This window comes from Microbacterium sp. zg-Y818, from assembly GCF_030246905.1.
Classification (GTDB): Bacteria; Actinomycetota; Actinomycetes; order Actinomycetales; family Microbacteriaceae; genus Microbacterium.
This window is the reverse complement of sequence record NZ_CP126741.1, coordinates 97406-112341: the sequence shown is the minus strand read 5'-3', so window position 1 is coordinate 112341 and position 14936 is coordinate 97406. Positions and strand designations below refer to the sequence as shown.

General features: G+C 69.0%; 13 protein-coding genes. 6 read left to right on the top strand and 7 right to left on the bottom strand.

Annotation, left to right across the window (positions count from 1 at the left end; translation table 11 throughout):
• Positions 1 to 64: 64 nt before the first annotated feature.
• The 3 genes from QNO21_RS00470 (at position 65) to QNO21_RS00460 (ending at position 3792) form a co-directional block, all read left to right on the top strand.
• On the top strand, positions 65 to 1396 hold the full coding sequence (locus tag QNO21_RS00470) for an HNH endonuclease (RefSeq protein ID WP_257519764.1): 1332 nt from the start codon (positions 65 to 67) through the stop codon (positions 1394 to 1396).
• A gap of 46 nt (positions 1397 to 1442) precedes the next feature.
• Complete coding sequence (locus QNO21_RS00465; RefSeq protein WP_257519763.1) at positions 1443 to 2366, top strand: phosphoribosylaminoimidazolesuccinocarboxamide synthase; 924 nt, start codon at positions 1443 to 1445, stop codon at positions 2364 to 2366.
• 82 nt (positions 2367 to 2448) lie between these two features.
• Complete coding sequence (locus tag QNO21_RS00460) at positions 2449 to 3792, top strand: uracil-xanthine permease family protein (protein ID WP_257519762.1); 1344 nt, start codon at positions 2449 to 2451, stop codon at positions 3790 to 3792.
• Positions 3793 to 3957: 165 nt separating this feature from the next.
• On the opposite strand, the gene QNO21_RS00455 is transcribed toward QNO21_RS00460, so the two are convergent.
• The 6 genes from QNO21_RS00455 to QNO21_RS00430 form a co-directional block, all read right to left on the bottom strand.
• Positions 3958 to 4971: a LacI family DNA-binding transcriptional regulator gene (locus QNO21_RS00455; protein WP_257513967.1), complete on the bottom strand. Its 1014-nt coding sequence runs from the start codon at positions 4969 to 4971 to the stop codon at positions 3958 to 3960.
• Positions 4972 to 4993: 22 nt separating this feature from the next.
• Positions 4994 to 6445, bottom strand: coding sequence for a GH1 family beta-glucosidase (locus QNO21_RS00450; protein ID WP_257519761.1), 1452 nt, complete (start codon positions 6443 to 6445; stop codon positions 4994 to 4996).
• The gene (gene yicI, locus QNO21_RS00445; RefSeq protein ID WP_257519760.1) at positions 6442 to 8760 is read right to left on the bottom strand and encodes an alpha-xylosidase; all 2319 of its coding nucleotides are present in this window, start codon (positions 8758 to 8760) and stop codon (positions 6442 to 6444) included. The genes QNO21_RS00450 and yicI overlap by 4 nt, the downstream gene beginning before the upstream one ends.
• A 75-nt stretch (positions 8761 to 8835) precedes the next feature.
• On the bottom strand, positions 8836 to 9762 hold the full coding sequence (locus QNO21_RS00440; protein ID WP_257513964.1) for a carbohydrate ABC transporter permease: 927 nt from the start codon (positions 9760 to 9762) through the stop codon (positions 8836 to 8838).
• The gene (locus QNO21_RS00435) at positions 9759 to 10742 is read right to left on the bottom strand and encodes a carbohydrate ABC transporter permease (RefSeq protein ID WP_257513963.1); all 984 of its coding nucleotides are present in this window, start codon (positions 10740 to 10742) and stop codon (positions 9759 to 9761) included. The genes QNO21_RS00440 and QNO21_RS00435 overlap by 4 nt, the downstream gene beginning before the upstream one ends.
• Positions 10743 to 10857: 115 nt before the next feature.
• Positions 10858 to 12165 (bottom strand): ABC transporter substrate-binding protein, encoded by a 1308-nt coding sequence (locus QNO21_RS00430; protein WP_257513962.1) that lies wholly within the window; start codon positions 12163 to 12165, stop codon positions 10858 to 10860.
• 250 nt (positions 12166 to 12415) lie between these two features.
• On the opposite strand from QNO21_RS00430, the gene purS reads away from it, so the two are divergent.
• The 3 genes from purS to QNO21_RS00415 are packed head-to-tail and all read left to right on the top strand — an operon-like array spanning position 12416 to position 14343.
• Entirely contained in the window at positions 12416 to 12664 is a 249-nt protein-coding gene (gene purS / locus QNO21_RS00425) for a phosphoribosylformylglycinamidine synthase subunit PurS (RefSeq protein ID WP_257519759.1), read from the top strand.
• A complete protein-coding gene (purQ, locus tag QNO21_RS00420; protein ID WP_257519758.1) occupies positions 12661 to 13368 on the top strand; it encodes a phosphoribosylformylglycinamidine synthase subunit PurQ in 708 nt (235 codons plus the stop codon). The genes purS and purQ overlap by 4 nt, the downstream gene beginning before the upstream one ends.
• A gap of 42 nt (positions 13369 to 13410) precedes the next feature.
• Positions 13411 to 14343 carry a 2-hydroxyacid dehydrogenase gene (locus QNO21_RS00415; RefSeq protein WP_257519757.1) on the top strand — a complete coding sequence of 311 codons (933 nt, stop codon included), beginning with the start codon at positions 13411 to 13413 and terminating at the stop codon, positions 14341 to 14343.
• A gap of 25 nt (positions 14344 to 14368) precedes the next feature.
• Here QNO21_RS00415 and QNO21_RS00410 read toward each other — a convergent pair whose 3' ends face one another.
• Positions 14369 to 14893 carry an adenine phosphoribosyltransferase gene (locus QNO21_RS00410; RefSeq protein WP_257519756.1) on the bottom strand — a complete coding sequence of 175 codons (525 nt, stop codon included), beginning with the start codon at positions 14891 to 14893 and terminating at the stop codon, positions 14369 to 14371.
• Positions 14894 to 14936 lie beyond the last annotated feature (43 nt).

Genomic DNA, 14936 nt, shown 5'->3' with positions numbered 1-14936 from the left:
TGCCTCGGGGTATTGTTTCCCGCGCCCCTTCCTAGTGTCGTATATATGTACTAGACTGCGTGCCATGGAGAACGGACTCCGAGACATCGCCGCAGCACTCGACGTGCTGGTCGCCGCCGGTGCAGACAGGCCAACCGAGTCGCTGACGCCGGGCGAACTGATCGCGGTGAACGACGCCTTCGGAGCACTGCGCCGCCGAGTGGATGCCGCATTCGCACCGGTGGCCGCCGAGATCGCTCGCCAATCCCGCACCGAGCTGGGCAAGGATTCGCTCGCCAAGAAGCAGGGCCACCGCTCTCCCACCGCGCTGATCTCGGCGACGACGGGTTCGACGGCCGCCGACGCGGTGCGCCTGGTGCAGGTCGGCGAAGCCACCGCACCGCGCATGACGCTCTCCGGCGAGCGCCTTCCCGCCAAGCACCGTCACGTCGCCGCCGCCGTGGCATCCGGCGAGCTCGGCATGTGGGCGGCATCGGCGATCATCACCCTTCTGGACCGTGTGTCGCTGCGCGCCGATACCGGGATCCTCGACGCGATGGAGCAGCGGCTCTCCGCCATGGCGCCGGGCCTGCGCCCTGATCAGCTGGGCACCCTGCTCGCCCGCGCCGAGGCGCACCTCGACCCGGACGGCGTCGAGCCGCGCGAGGCGGAGCGGCGCGGCGAGCGCAGCCTGATCATCCAGGAGCGGGACGGGATGGTCGTGCTGACGGCGAAGCTCGATGCCGAGACAGCGGCGCCTGTGAAGGCCGCCATCGAAGGGATCGTCACCGGCGTCCTCCGCCGCACCGAGCACGCCGACGACGCCGAGAAGGACCGGCGCAGCATGCGTCAGATGCAGGCGGACGCACTCGCCGACGTGTGCCGGCACGCGCTCGGATGCACGCAGCTGCCCACCCTCCCCACGGCGACCGTCATCGTGCGGATGAACCTGGACACCCTGACGGACGGCGTCGGCGTCGCGACCGTCGACGGAATCGATCAGCCGCTCTCGGCGACTGCGGCGCGACGACTGGCCGCCGACGCGGAGATCATCCCCTGCGTACTCGGCGGCGCCGGCGAGATCCTCGACTGGGGACGCGCCAGGCGGCTGTTCACCGCGGCGCAGAAGCTGGCGCTGGGCGAACGCGACGGCGGCTGCGCCTCGTGCGGCGCTCCCTCAGCGCGATGCGTCGTCCACCACATCCGATGGTGGGCACGAGACGGCGGGTCGACGGATCTGGGCAACGGCATCCTCCTCTGCGTCGGATGCCACCACCGCATCCACGAGGACGGCTGGAGGATCGAGGTGCAGGGCGTCGGGACGCGGGCGAAGGTGTGGTTCATCCCACCCGCGTGGATCGATCCGGCACAGACCCCACGTCTCGGCGGGCGACATCGCTACGACCTCGCCAGTTGACGACCCACGGTGCGAGCGGCGGCCTACGTCCGTCGATAATGGGCAGGTGACTTCCCCCGACCTGCCCGGCTGGCGCCACGTCTATTCCGGCAAGGTGCGCGACCTGTACGCCCCCTCCGCCGCCACCCCGGGATCGGAGGATCGGGTGCTGGTGGTCGCCAGCGACCGCGTGAGCGCGTTCGACCACGTGCTCGAGCCCGGCATCCCCGGCAAGGGGGTGCTGCTGACGACCCTGAGCCTGTGGTGGTTCGATCAGCTCGCCCGCGGCGACGGGGGCCGCGGCATCCCGAACCACCTCGCCGCGACGGTGGTGCTCGGCAACGACGACGAGCCGCACTCGCTCGTGCCCGATGCGGTCGCCGGGCGCGCCATGGTGGTGCGCTCGCTCGACATGCTGCCGGTGGAGTGCGTCGTGCGCGGCTATCTCACCGGATCGGGCTGGGCCGAGTATCGCGCGCAGGGCACGGTGTGCGGCATCCCGCTGCCGGCAGGCCTCGGCGACGGGGACCGCCTTCCCGAGCCGCTCTTCACCCCGGCCTACAAGGCGCCGATGGGCGAGCACGACGAGAACATCTCGTTCGACCAGACCGTGGAGCTCGTCGGACGCGAGCGCGCCGAGGAGCTGCGGGCGACGTCGTTGGAGATCTACGCCCGCGCCACCGCCACTGCCGAGCGGCACGGGCTCATCCTCGCGGACACGAAGTTCGAGTTCGGCCTCGACGACAAGGGCGTGCTGACACTGGCGGACGAGGTGCTGACCAGTGATTCGTCGCGCTATTGGGATGCCGCGGCCTGGCACTCCGGCACCACCCCCGCCGCGCGCATGGCGAGCTTCGACAAGCAGATCGTGCGCGACTGGCTCGCCGCGAACTGGGACAAGCAGGGCACCCCGCCGCCGCTTCCCGCCGACGTCGTCGAACGCACCGCCGCGCGATATCAGGAACTGCTGGAGCGACTCACGGGAATCTGACGTCACACACGCAGGACTTCACAGGTTTTTCCCAGATAATGGGATTCGTCTTCCCCCCTGTTCTTCTGACCCGAGGAGTCCCATGGCCATCTGGCGCCTGCACGGTGACGGCCGCCACGTCGAACGCGGAGCCGTCGTCAAGCCCGAGGAACGTCTGAGCTGGGGCGCCACCATCGCCATCGGCGCTCAGCACGTCGTGGCGATGTTCGGCGCGACCTTCCTCGTGCCGATCCTCACCGGCTTCCCGGTGTCGACGACGCTGCTGTTCTCGGGCCTCGGGACGCTGCTGTTCCTTCTCATCACGAAGAACCGCCTGCCCAGCTACCTGGGGTCGTCGTTCGCGTTCATCGCGCCGATCACGGCGCTGAACAGCGGCCAGGCGCTGGAGACCCCGCAGCAGTTGACGCAGGCGCTCGTGGGCGTCGTCGTGGCCGGTGCGCTGCTGGCCGCGGTGGGCTTCATCGTGCAGGCGGTCGGCACCGGCTGGATCGAGAAGCTCATGCCGCCCGTCGTGGCGGGCTCGATCGTCGCGCTCATCGGTTTCAACCTCGCCCCCGCCGCGTGGGACAACTTCCGCCTGCAGCCGGAGCTGGCCACCATCACCCTGGTGGCCGTCGTGCTGTTCAGCGTGCTCTTCCGCGGGTTCCTCGGGCGCATCTCGATCTTCCTCGGTGTCATCGTCGGCTACCTCGTGGCCGCCTTCACTGGTCAGATCGACTTCACCTCGGTCAACGAGGCGGCGTGGATCGGGCTGCCGGAGTTCCACCTGGCCGGTCTCGCAGACCCCGCCGCGTGGGCGCTCGTGCCGATGTTCCTCCCCGTCGTGCTCGTGCTGATCGCCGAGAACGTCGGCCACGTGCGCGGTGTCGCCACCATGACCGAGGACCCCTCGATCAACAAGCACACCGGCCGGGCGCTCATCGCCGACGGTGCGGCGACGATGCTCGCCGGCGGCTTCGGCGGTTCGGCCACGACGACCTACGGCGAGAACATCGGCGTCATGGCAGCCACGCGCGTCTACTCGACCGCGGCCTACTGGGTGGCCGGCATCGTGGCGATCCTGCTGGCGTTCTCGCCCAAGATCGGCGCCCTGTTCAACACGATCCCCGCCGGTGTGCTCGGCGGTGTGACGACGGCGCTGTACGGCCTGATCGGCGTCATCGGCATCAAGATCTGGGTCGACAACCGCGTGGACTTCTCCCGCCCGGTGAACCAGTACACCGTCGCGGTGTCGTTCATCATCGCGATCGCCGGCTTCACGATGGACTGGGGCTCGCTGCAGTTCGGCGCCATCGTGCTCGGCACCGTCGCGGCTCTCGCGATCTACCACGGCGGCAACGCCATCGCCCGCTGGCGCCGCACCGGCGCCGACGACGGCGGCCCCCTCCCCGCCGTCGGCCAGCTGGGCGGCGACCTGCAGGAGTAGCCCGCCGCGCGCGACGGCCCGCCGCACGCGAACCGTGAGACCTCATCTGGCGGCCGAGACAGTGGTTGTTCCCCACCGTCTCGGCCGCCAGTTGTCGTTTCAGCGGGCGCAGCGGGCGGAGCGGGCAGAGCGGGGGCGGCGGACCGGGCGCGGCAGGCGGGCGGGTCAGGTCGAAGCGCGCACCACGAGCTCGGTCTCGAGCATCTTCACCCGCCGCGGGTTGCGGCCGGCCAGCAGATCCAGCAGCGTCGCGGCCATCTGCTCGCCCTGCAAGAACGACGGCTGACGCATGGTCGTCAGGGGCGGAGTCAGCGTCGCCGCCACCGGAGAGTCGTCGAAGCCTACGATCGCGACGTCGTCCGGAACGCGCAGCCCTGCGCGGTCCAGCGCCACCAGCGCCCCGCGGGCCATGAGGTCACTGGCGATGAAGAGCCCGTCGAAGGGGGCGCCCGCCTCGAGCAGGCGCTGCGTCGCCTCCCGGCCACCCTGAGCGGTGAAGTCGCCGCCCTCGACTCCGACCTCCTCGAGCCCAGCCTCGGCGAGCGCCGCACGGAATCCCTCGAGTCGGTCGACGGATGCCGGCATGGTCAGCGGTCCCGCGACCGTCGCGAGCCTGCGCCGCCCGCGGGCGATGAGGTGCCGGGTCGCGGCGATGCCCGCCCCGACGTTGTCGACGTCGACGTAGTAGTCGTTCCCGCGCTCCCGGCCGGGCCGGCCGCCGTAGACCACCGGCACTGCAGCGGCGATGCGGTCGATGAACGTGTCGCTGGTGTGGTGCGAAACGATGATCGCGCCGTCGACCGCGCCGCTGCGCAGGTAGCTGGTGGTCTTGTCGCCCGGGTCGTCGTTGGCGATGAAGAGGTTCAGGACGTAGTCCGACCTGCTGAGGGTCGCGTTGATGCCCGACACGATCGCCGCAAAGAACGGGTCGCCGAAGAAGCGGGTGACGTCCTCAGGGACCACCAATGCGATCGCGAGCGTCTGCCTGCTCGCCAGCGACCGTGCAGCCCGATTGGGCACGTAGTTCAGCTCGGCGATGGCGCGGTTCACCGCCTCGAGTGCCGACGGGCTGACCGCGGTCGATCCGTTCACCACGCGCGAGACCGTCGACCGCGAGACCCCCGCGGCAGCGGCGACCTCCTCGATGGTGGCGGCGCCTCGCAGTTCGTCCGTGCCCATGCGTCTCCCGATGACGTCGCCGCTAACCGGCGGGCGGGACATCGAGCGCCCGCTCCGCGATGATCCGACTGTACTCGCGGCCGCTGTCCTTCACAGTCCGCGCCTGCGTGGCGTAGTCCACGCGAACGATCCCGAACCGCTTCTCATAGCCCCAGGCCCACTCGAAGTTGTCCAGCAGCGACCAATAGAAGTATCCGCGCACATCGACGCCCGCATCCTGGGCGTCGAGGATCGCCCCGAGGTGCCCGCGCACGAACTCGACACGGTCACCATCGTGCACCCGCGTCTCGCCGTCTTCCTGCACCTCGACGTCGTCGTAGGCCGCGCCGTTCTCGGTGACGTACAGCGGCATGCCGAGACGGCCGGTGTAGTCGTCCTGCACCCGCCGCAGCAGGCGGGTCAGCCCCTCGGGCTGCACCTCCCAGTGCATCGATGTGCGGGCAAGCCCGCGATCGTGCCAGTGGATGCCGTCGTGCGAGGGGAACGGCGAGGATCCCTGCCGCTCGGTGGGCGCGTCGCCACCGTCGACCGGGACGGCCGGCGGACGTCCGCCCACATACTCGCCGTGGTAGTAGTTCACGCCGAGGGTGTCGATGGGGGTGGCGATGGTCTCGAGGTCCCCGGGACGGGTGGCGGCCTCGAGCGCGGCGATGGCTTCGGCATCCACCCGGCGGATGTCCTCGACGGTGTCCGCCGGGTACTCCGCCCGGAAGATCGGGTCGAGGAACCAGCGGTTGAACTGGCCGTCGATGCGGCGGGCGGCGTCGACGTCGGCGGCATCCGCCGGGTCCACGGCATCCGCCACCGTCAGGTTCAGCGTCAGGCCCAGCTTCAGGGCGGGGTCGCGGCGGCGCAGCTCCTGCACGGCCTGGCCGTGTCCGAGCATCAGGTGGTGCGCGGCGAGCACACCCTCGCGCACGCTCTGATGCCCGGGCGCGTGAAGGCCCGCGGTGTAGCTGAGGAACGACGAGCACCACGGCTCGTTGAGCGTCGTCCACGCCTGCACGCGGTCGCCGAGGGCGTCGTGCATGTCGAGCGCGTACTCGGTGAAGAGGTCAGCGGTGTCGCGGTTCGTCCAGCCGCCCCGCTCCTGCAGCGCCTGCGGCAGGTCCCAGTGGTACAGCGTCAGCCAGGGAAGGATGGCGGCATCGAGCAGCTCGTCCACCAGCCGCTTGTAGAAGTCGACCCCCGCCGGGTTGAGCGCTCCGCCGTCCGGTCGCACGCGCGACCAGGACGCCGAGAACCGGTAGGTCTGCAGGCCCATGCGCTTCATCAGCGCGACGTCGTCACGGTAGCGGTGGTAGTGGTCGCAGGCGACGTCGCCGTTGTCGGCGTTGATGACGGCACCGGGAACACGCGAGAAGGCATCCCAGATGGAGTCCCGCCGCCCGTCCTCATGGGCGGCGCCCTCGATCTGGTACGCCGCGGTCGCGGCGCCGAAGAGGAAATCGCTGGGGAAAGGTCGGGGATTCACGGCGAAACCTCCGCCCGCCCGTCGACAGCCGTCACGGCGCGGTCGGGTCGACCGACCGGCGCGACCCGGAACGTACCCGGTCCGCGCACGCTGATGCCATCGGCTGTGCGTTCGACCACGTACTCCACATCGGTCCCGCCGGTAGGACGCACGCGAACCGTCGTGACTCCCTGCTCGCCCGGGGCCACGAACAACGTGAGGCCCTCGAGGTCGACGTCTTCCGCCGTGTCCTCATATGCGCTGACGGGGATGACCGCACCCTCTCGCACGTAGAGGGGAATCTCGTCGAAGCCGCACGTCCGTCTCACCCAACGGCCGCCCGAGAGCTGCTCGCCGGTGAAATAGTCCGTCCATTCCCCGGTCGGCAGGTAGAAGTCCACGTCGCCGACGGCGCTGAACACGGGGGCGACGAGCAGATCACCGCCGAGCAGGTACTGACGATCGAGGTTGTCCACGGCCGGGTCGCCCGGGAAGGCGAGCTGCATGGGACGCATGATCGGCAGGCCCTGGGTGTGCGCTGCGTCGCCGGCGGCACGGAGGTAGGGCGTGAGGGAGAGCTTCAGACGGACGAAGCGCCGAGTGACGTCGACGGCCTCGTCATCGAATGCCCACGGCACGCGGTAGCTCGTGGAACCGTGCAGGCGCGTGTGGCTCGAGAGCGCGCCGAAGGCGACCCACCGCTTGAAGACCGCGGCGTCTGGAAGGCCCTCGAACCCGCCGATGTCGTGACTCCAGTATCCGAACCCGCTGAAGGCGAGGGACAGCCCTCCGCGCAGCGTCTCGGCCATGGAGATGAACGACGACGAGTTGTCACCGCCCCAGTGCACGGGGAACTGCTGACCGCCCGCCGTGGCCGACCGTGCGAACAGCACCGCCTCGCCGGCGCCCTTCTCCTCTTCGAGGACCTCGAAGACTGCGCGGTTGTAGAGCTGCGTGTAGAGGTTGTGCATGGTCTCGGGGGCGGTTCCGTCATGCCAGACCACGTCGGTCGGGATCCGCTCGCCGAAGTCCGTCTTCAGCGCGTCGACGCCGCCGCGCACCAGTTCCCGCAGCTTCTCCTGGAACCACCGGGTCGCGTCGGGGTTGGTGAAGTCGACCAGGGCCATCCCCGCGACCCACCAGTCCCACTGCCAGACCGAACCATCCGGACGCCGCACGAGGTAGCCCAGCTCGGCGCCCTCGTCGAACAGCGCACTGCGCTCGGCGATGTACGGGTTGATCCACGCACACACGTGAAGCCCGCGCTCATGAAGCCGTTCGAGCATGCCCTTCGGGTCAGGGAACGTGCGGGGGTCCCACTCGAGGTTCGTCCACTCGAACTCCCGCATCCAGAAGCAGTCGAAATGGAAGGCCTCGAGGGGGATGCCACGCTCGGCCATCCCGTCGATGAAACTCCCGACGGTGGCCTCGTCGTAATCGGTCGTGAACGAGGTCGACAGCCACAGACCATAGGACCAGTCCGGCACGGCCGCCGGCCGGCCGGTGAGCGCGGTGTAGCGGCGCAGCACGTCAGCGGGGGTGGGGCCCGCGATCACGAAGAACTCGATCGACTCGCCTGCCGTGGCGAATTGCACGCGCTCGACCAGTTCGCTCGCCACCTCGAAGGACACGTGCTCAGGCTGGTTGACGAAGACCCCGTACCCGCGGTTCGTCAGGTAGAAGGGGACGTTCTTGTAGGCCAGCTCGCTGGAGGTGCCGCCGTCGGCGTGCCAGATGTCGACGGTCTGCCCGTTCTTGACCAGCGGACCGAACCGTTCGCCGAGCCCGTACACGAGCTCGCCGACGGCGAGGTCCAGCTGCGCGAGCGTGTAGGCGCGCGCCGGGGCGAGTCCGGTCTCGGTGACACCGGCGATGCCCGCGGGCTCCGTCGTCACCGCGGCGTCGGGGGCGAGACGCATGTGCGCCAGCGATTTGGACCCCGCCGACGTCAGCACCCTTCCGGTGTCGTCCACGAAATCGAGCTGGAACGACGTGCCGCGCTTCAGGCGCGCCGTCAGTGACCCCGAGCGCAATTGCACCGTCTCGGCATCCTCCGACGTCTCCACCTCGACCTCGCCGGCACCGGGGAGCTCGAAGCCGGGCGAGCGCCGTCCGCCCTTGTGGTGGCTGACGCGCACGCCGATCACACCCTCAGCGGGCGAGGACAGCGACACGGTGAGAGTCGGCCGGTTCAGCACGTCTCCGCGCGACGCGATGACGCGCGTGGGTGCGAGAACGGTGACCCGCTCCGGCTCGACGTCGATCGCATACGCCTCCTGGGCGTACAGCGCTTCCACACCCGGGCGCACGTGCCAGAGGCCATCGGTGAACTTCATGACTCGGTGAATCCAATCTGAGATGGCGCGATGAACACGCCCATACTCCTACGCGGCGTCGGGAACGGTCGACGCTCAGCCCTTGACAGCGCCCGCCATGATGCCGCTGACCAGCTGCTTGCCCACGAAGACGAACATGATGAGCAGCGGCAGAGTGGACAGCAGTGCTCCCGTGAGGATGAGCGGGAAGTCGGTGTAGTACTGCGACTGCAGCCCCTGCAGTGCCACGGGAAGCGTGCCGTTGCGGTTGTCGAGGATCACGTAGGGCCAGAAGAAGTTGGTCCAGCTGCCGACGAATGTGAAGAGGAACAGCATCGCGGCAGCCGGGCGCGCGGCCGGCAGGGCGACGTGCCAGAACGTCTTGATCATCGACGCGCCGTCGACGCGGGCTGCGTCGATCAGCTCGTCCGGCAGACCTTCACGAAGGTACTGCGTCATCCAGAACACGCCGAACGCGGTGACCAGGCCCGGAAGGATGACTGCGAGCAGGTTTCCCTGCAGGTCGAGTTCACCCATGAGCAGGTAGAGCGGCACGATGCCCAGCTGCGTCGGGACAGCCATCGTCGCGATGACCGCGATCAGAAGAGCGTTGGCGCCGCGGAACTTCAGCTTGGCGAACGAGAATCCGGCCAGGGTGGAGAAGAGCACCACCGAGAGCGACGTCGTCGCCGACACGATGATCGAGTTCAGCGTCGCTGCGGCGAAGTTGATGTCGGCACTGAGGACGCGGGTGATCGAGTCCCAGAGGTTGGGGCCGACCGTGAGCGTGATGTCGCTGGAGTAGATGATCTGGTTCGTCCAGCTGCCGACGACGATCGACCAGTAGAACGGGAAGGCGGAGATGACGATCACGAGGCCGAGGACCGCATAGGTCAACCACCCTGCGCGACGACCCTCGCCGTAGCTGCGAGAGGCCTTGCGTCGCGGGGAGAACCCCGGCTTACGCGCACCCGGCGTGGGGACGACGTCGGCAGTCTCTTCGATGACAGACGTGGCGCTCATCGCTTTCCTCCAGAGGACGAGATACGGCGGGTGATGAAGAAGTTGAGGGCACCGATGAGCACGATCAACAGGAACAGAAGCCAGGCGATGGCAGCTGAGCGTCCGAGGTTGGACTGGCGCCAGCCCACCTCCCAGAGGAAGAGGGTGATCGTCTTCCACTGACCGTCGGCGCCGCCGATGCCGCCACCGCCACCGCCACCACCGCCGAACATCTTCGCCTCGTCGAAGACCTGCAAACCGCCGATCGTCGAGGTGATGACCACGAAGATGATCGTCGGGCGCAGCATCGGAATGGTGACCGAGAAGAACTGGCGCATGCGCCCGGCGCCGTCGATCGTCGCCGCTTCGTAGAGGTCACGGGGAATCGCCTGCATCCCGGCCAGGAGGATCAGGGCGTTGTACCCGGTCCACCGGAAGTTGACCATCGTGGCGATGGCGACGTGGCTCGAGAGCTCGCCTGTCCACCGGATCGGGTCCAGGCCGATGCTCTGGAGGATGTTGTTGATGAGGCCGAACTCGTTGCCGAAGAGGTTGGAGAAGATGATCGCAACCGCCACCGGCGCCGCGACGAAGGGCAGCAGCACGCCCATGCGCCAGAACGTACCCGCGCGCAGATTGTTGTCCAGGGCGGCGGCGATGAAGATCGCTGCCAGCAGCTGCGGGATGGTGGCGATCAGGAAGATCGAGATGGTGTTGAACACCGACTTCCAGAACATCGCCTGGCCGAGGATCGCCGTGAAGTTGTCGAGTCCGACGAAGTCACCCTGGCCGCCGATGATGTGCCAGTCGTGAACCGCAACCCACGCCGTGTAGATCAGCGGAGCAAGGCCGAAGATCCCGAACAGTATGAAGAACGGGGCGATGTAGAGGTAAGGCGAGGCCTTGAAATCCCACTTGGCGAGGGTCTGGCGGAACCCTCCGCCGTCGTTGTTAGGCCGGGCGCGGGAGGCCGGCTCTGCGGGGGCCGTCGTGCTGCTCATCAGTGAGTTCCGATCCGTGGCGAGGAGGAGTGATAGACGATGGGCGGCGGGCGATCGACCCGCCGACCGGTGGCGGATCCCGCCCGGGAGGTACCGGGCGGGATCCGACAGCGGATTAGTTCAGTGAGCCCAGCTCGGACAGCACCTGGTCCCAGGACTCGTCGATGCCCTGCGTCTTCTCCACGTCGACACGGTTCATGCCGTTGACGATGACGTCGTGGATCTTCTTGTAGCTCGCGCCCTTGTACGGCACGACCGTCACGGCGTCAGCACGGTTCGAGAGGATCTGACCCACCGGCGCGTTGTTGAACCACTCGTCGGTCGCGCCCTTCAACTCCTCAGAGGCCAACGCCTCGACCGTCGAGGGGAGGGTGCCCTGGTTGAGGAAGAGCTGCAGCTGGACCTCGGGGGAGGTCAGGTACGCCGCCAGCTTCTTGGCCTCTTCGGGGTGCTTGCTCTGCGTCGGGACGGTCAGGAACGCGCCGCCCCAGTTGCCGCCGCCACCGGGAAGCACATCCGCGATGTCCCAGCCCGCGAAGTCGGCACCGGCGCGGTCCTTGATGATGTTGAGCATCCAGCCCGGTGCCATGATCGTGGCGAAGCCGTCGTCCTTGTTGTAGTAGGCGTCCCAGTCACCCGTCCACTGGCCGACACCCGCGGACTGACCGCCCTCGGTGCCGTGCTCGAGGATCGTCGTGAAGATCTCCTCGACATCGCTGCCCTCGAGGTCGATCGGCGTGCCGTCGTTCTCTTCGTAGGCGTTCTCGAGCTGGTTGACCTGGGCCATGTAGACACCCTGCACCGTGTCGAACCAGGTGGCTCCGGTCGGGGAATTCGCGACGAACTCCGCTCCGACCTCGAAGTACCGGTCCCACGTCGCGTCGGCGCCACCGAGGTACTCGGCGAAAGCTTCACGCTCGCTGGGCAGCCCCGCCGCCTCGACGAGGTCCGCACGGTACGCGATGCCCTGCGGCCCGATGTCGGTTCCGTAGCCGATCACACGGCCCTCGGCGTCGGTGGCCTGGGACTGCTTCCAATCGATCCAGCGACCCTCCAGCTCCGGGTCGGTCAGATCCACGAAGCGGTCGGAATACTGCATCAGCTCGCTGAGCCAGTCGACCTCGACGGCTTCGATGTCAGACAGACCCGAGTCCTGGCCGAGGAAGTTGAGCATGTTCTCGCGGGACTCGTCCGAGCCACCCGAGATCTTCTCCACGACCTTGATGTCGGGGTTCTCCTTCATGAACTCTTCGATGAAGGGCGCGTAGCCGAAGTCGTTGAAGGTGGCGACCGTGATGGTGACGGGTCCGTCGCCCTCGGTCGAGTCGCCGGCGTCGGCGCCGCCGGCACAGCCGGCCAGGACGATTGCTGTGGTCGCAACGCCCGCCAGCAGGGCGGTGCGTCGCAGTGCGCGTGATTTCACGGGTCACTCCTTTGTGGTGGTGGGTCTTGCGGGCCAACCGGCCGTCGCCCCCTTCGGGTGGGAGCGCTCTCACCGGTTGCTGATCACCGTATGGGATCGCTCCCACGAACGCAAAGCAACGCTCTCCACAAATCAGTCACGGTTCGATAACGGGCTGTGGGGCCCGGGACGATGCCGCGCAGGAGCGGCGATCACGCGGGCGCCCATAGACTGGGCGGGCACCCTTACCCGCGACATCCGGAGCCTCACCATGCCCACCATCGTCGTCGACGTCATGCCCAAGGCCGAGCTGCTGGATCCGCAGGGAAAGGCCGTGGCCGGCGCTCTCACGCGCCTCGGCGTCACGGGGTTCGGTGACGTCCGCATCGGCAAGCGCTTCGAGCTGACCGTCGAGGGCGAGGTCACCGACGAGACGCTCGCCGCCGTCCGCCGCATCGCGGACGAGGTGCTCTCCAACTCGGTGATCGAGGACGTGGTCGGCATCGAGGTCGTCGAATGACGGTGCGCGTCGGGGTCATCACCTTTCCCGGCTCGCTCGACGACGGCGACGCCCGCCGCGCCGTCCAGATCGCCGGCGGGGAGCCGGTCGCCCTCTGGCACGGCTCGCACGACCTCGAGGGCGTGGACGCCCTCGTGCTCCCCGGCGGCTTCAGCTACGGCGACTACCTGCGCGCCGGAGCCATCGCGGCGCTCGCGCCGATCATGGCCGAGGTGAAGGATGCCGCCAAGCGCGGCATGCCCGTGCTCGGCATCTGCAACGGCTTCCAGATGCTCGTCGAAGCGCACCTGCTGCCGGGCGGACTGATCCGCAACGCGCACCAGCAGTTCATCCGCCGCGACCAGCGCCTGCGCGTGGAGAACAACGACACCGCGTGGACGAGCGACTTCGCCTCCGGCCAGGAGATCGTCATCCCGCTGAAGAACGCCGACGGCGGCTACGTCGCGGCGGAGTCCGAACTCGACCGCCTCGAGGGCGAGGGTCTGGTGGCGCTGCGCTACCTCGGGGTGAACCCCAACGGGTCGCTCCGCGACATCGCGGGCATCACCAACGAGCGCGGCAATGTCCTCGGACTGATGCCGCATCCCGAGCACGCCGTCGAGCCCGGCTTCGGCCCCGGCACGCCCCAGGCCATGCGCTCGGGGGTGGACGGCCTGCCGTTCTTCACCTCGGCCATCGCCGCGGTGGTCGGCGCCGCAGCCTGATCGTCCGGGCCCGCGCGCCCCAGGGGTGACTATCGTCGGAGCATGACCACCGGCACCCCTCCCCTTCTCGTCAGCGTTCCCACCGAGCAGCTCGCGGAGGACCTCACCCCGGCGCCCGACGGCGCCGAGGTTGTCCTGTGGGATCTGTCGGGCGACGCGCCCCGCGATCACATCGACATCGTCGTTCCGCCGTACATGAACGGCGACACCCCGTACGAGCTGCTGGCCGCAGTCGCCCCGCGGCTCGTGCAGGGGCAGTCCATCGGATACGAAGGCGTCGCCGAGAAGCTGCCGAAGGGCCTCGTCTTCGCCAACGCCGCGAGCGTGCACGAGACCTCGACGGCCGAGCTCACCGTCGGACTGATCCTCGCCGCCCAGCGCCGCATCGACGACTTCGCCGTCGACACCCGCAACGGGGTCTGGAAGCCGCAGTTCACCCAGAGCCTGGCCGACCGCCGGGTGCTGCTGATCGGCTACGGCGGCGTGGGCAAGGCCACCGCCGCGCGGCTGCTGCCCTTCGAGGTCGACCTGACGGTCGTGGCACGCACCGCCCGCGAAGAGGACGGCGTGCGGGTGCACGGCATCGACGAGCTCGAGGCTCTCCTCCCCGAGGCCGAGATCGTCGTGCTGACCCTGCCGGGCGGGGAGGAGACTCGCGGCATCCTCGACGCCGAGACGCTCGCGCTGCTGCCGGATGGCGCGCTCGTCGTCAACGTGGGCCGCGGTTCCCTCGTCGACACCGACGCCCTCGTGTCCGAGACCTCGTCGGGTCGGCTGCGCGCGGCGCTGGACGTCGTCGACCCCGAGCCCCTGCCCGAGGGTCACCCCCTGTGGGGAACGCCCGGGGTGCTGATCAGCCCGCACGTGGGCGGCGCCTCGAGCGCGATGCGCCCGCGCATCGCCGCACTCGTCCGTCGGCAGGTGGAGCGCATGATCGCCGGCGAGGAGCCGCTCAACATCGTCGTGCGCACCTGAGCGGGGTGCGGTCCGGTCGCTCGCGTCAGCCGGTGAAGACCGAGTAGACGTCACCCACGGCCTCGCGACCGCCGAGGCCAGGGAGCTCCATGAGCACCGACGTCCCGATGACCACTGCGCCGATGGCGCCCATCAGCTCGTGCGCGGCCACCAGGGTGCCGCCCGTGGCGAGCACGTCGTCGACCAGCAGCACGCGGGTGCCCTCGGCGATGTCGTCGTGCACCTCGATGGCCGCAGTGCCGTACTCCAGCGAGTACGCCACCGACGCCGCCGGACGCGGGAGCTTTCCGGCCTTGCGGATCGGCACGAGACCCACCCCCGCGACGGTGGCCATGGCTCCCGCGAGCAGGAACCCGCGCGCCTCGATGCCGGCGACGACGTCGAACCGGCCTTCGAAGGGGGCGATCATCGCGTCGACCACGCTGCGGAGGGCGGCGGCATCCGCCAGCAGCGGGGTGACGTCGCGGAACAGCACACCCTGCTCGGGATAGTCGGGGATCGTGCGGATGAGCGAGTCGGCGCGCGCAAGGGCGGCGGGTTCGGGGGTCACCGGCCGATTCTACGCGCGGCGCCTCCGACGCTCCCTGGGAACG

Coding starts and splice junctions, on each gene's coding strand:
- QNO21_RS00470 (WP_257519764.1), top strand. CDS start 65: ATGGAGAACGGACTCCGAGACATCGCCGCAGCACTCGACGTGCTGGTC.
- QNO21_RS00460 (WP_257519762.1), top strand. CDS start 2,449: ATGGCCATCTGGCGCCTGCACGGTGACGGCCGCCACGTCGAACGCGGA.
- QNO21_RS00455 (WP_257513967.1), bottom strand. CDS start 4,971: ATGGGCACGGACGAACTGCGAGGCGCCGCCACCATCGAGGAGGTCGCC.
- yicI (WP_257519760.1), bottom strand. CDS start 8,760: ATGAAGTTCACCGATGGCCTCTGGCACGTGCGCCCGGGTGTGGAAGCG.
- QNO21_RS00440 (WP_257513964.1), bottom strand. CDS start 9,762: ATGAGCGCCACGTCTGTCATCGAAGAGACTGCCGACGTCGTCCCCACG.
- QNO21_RS00435 (WP_257513963.1), bottom strand. CDS start 10,742: ATGAGCAGCACGACGGCCCCCGCAGAGCCGGCCTCCCGCGCCCGGCCT.
- purS (WP_257519759.1), top strand. CDS start 12,416: ATGCCCACCATCGTCGTCGACGTCATGCCCAAGGCCGAGCTGCTGGAT.
- purQ (WP_257519758.1), top strand. CDS start 12,661: ATGACGGTGCGCGTCGGGGTCATCACCTTTCCCGGCTCGCTCGACGAC.
- QNO21_RS00415 (WP_257519757.1), top strand. CDS start 13,411: ATGACCACCGGCACCCCTCCCCTTCTCGTCAGCGTTCCCACCGAGCAG.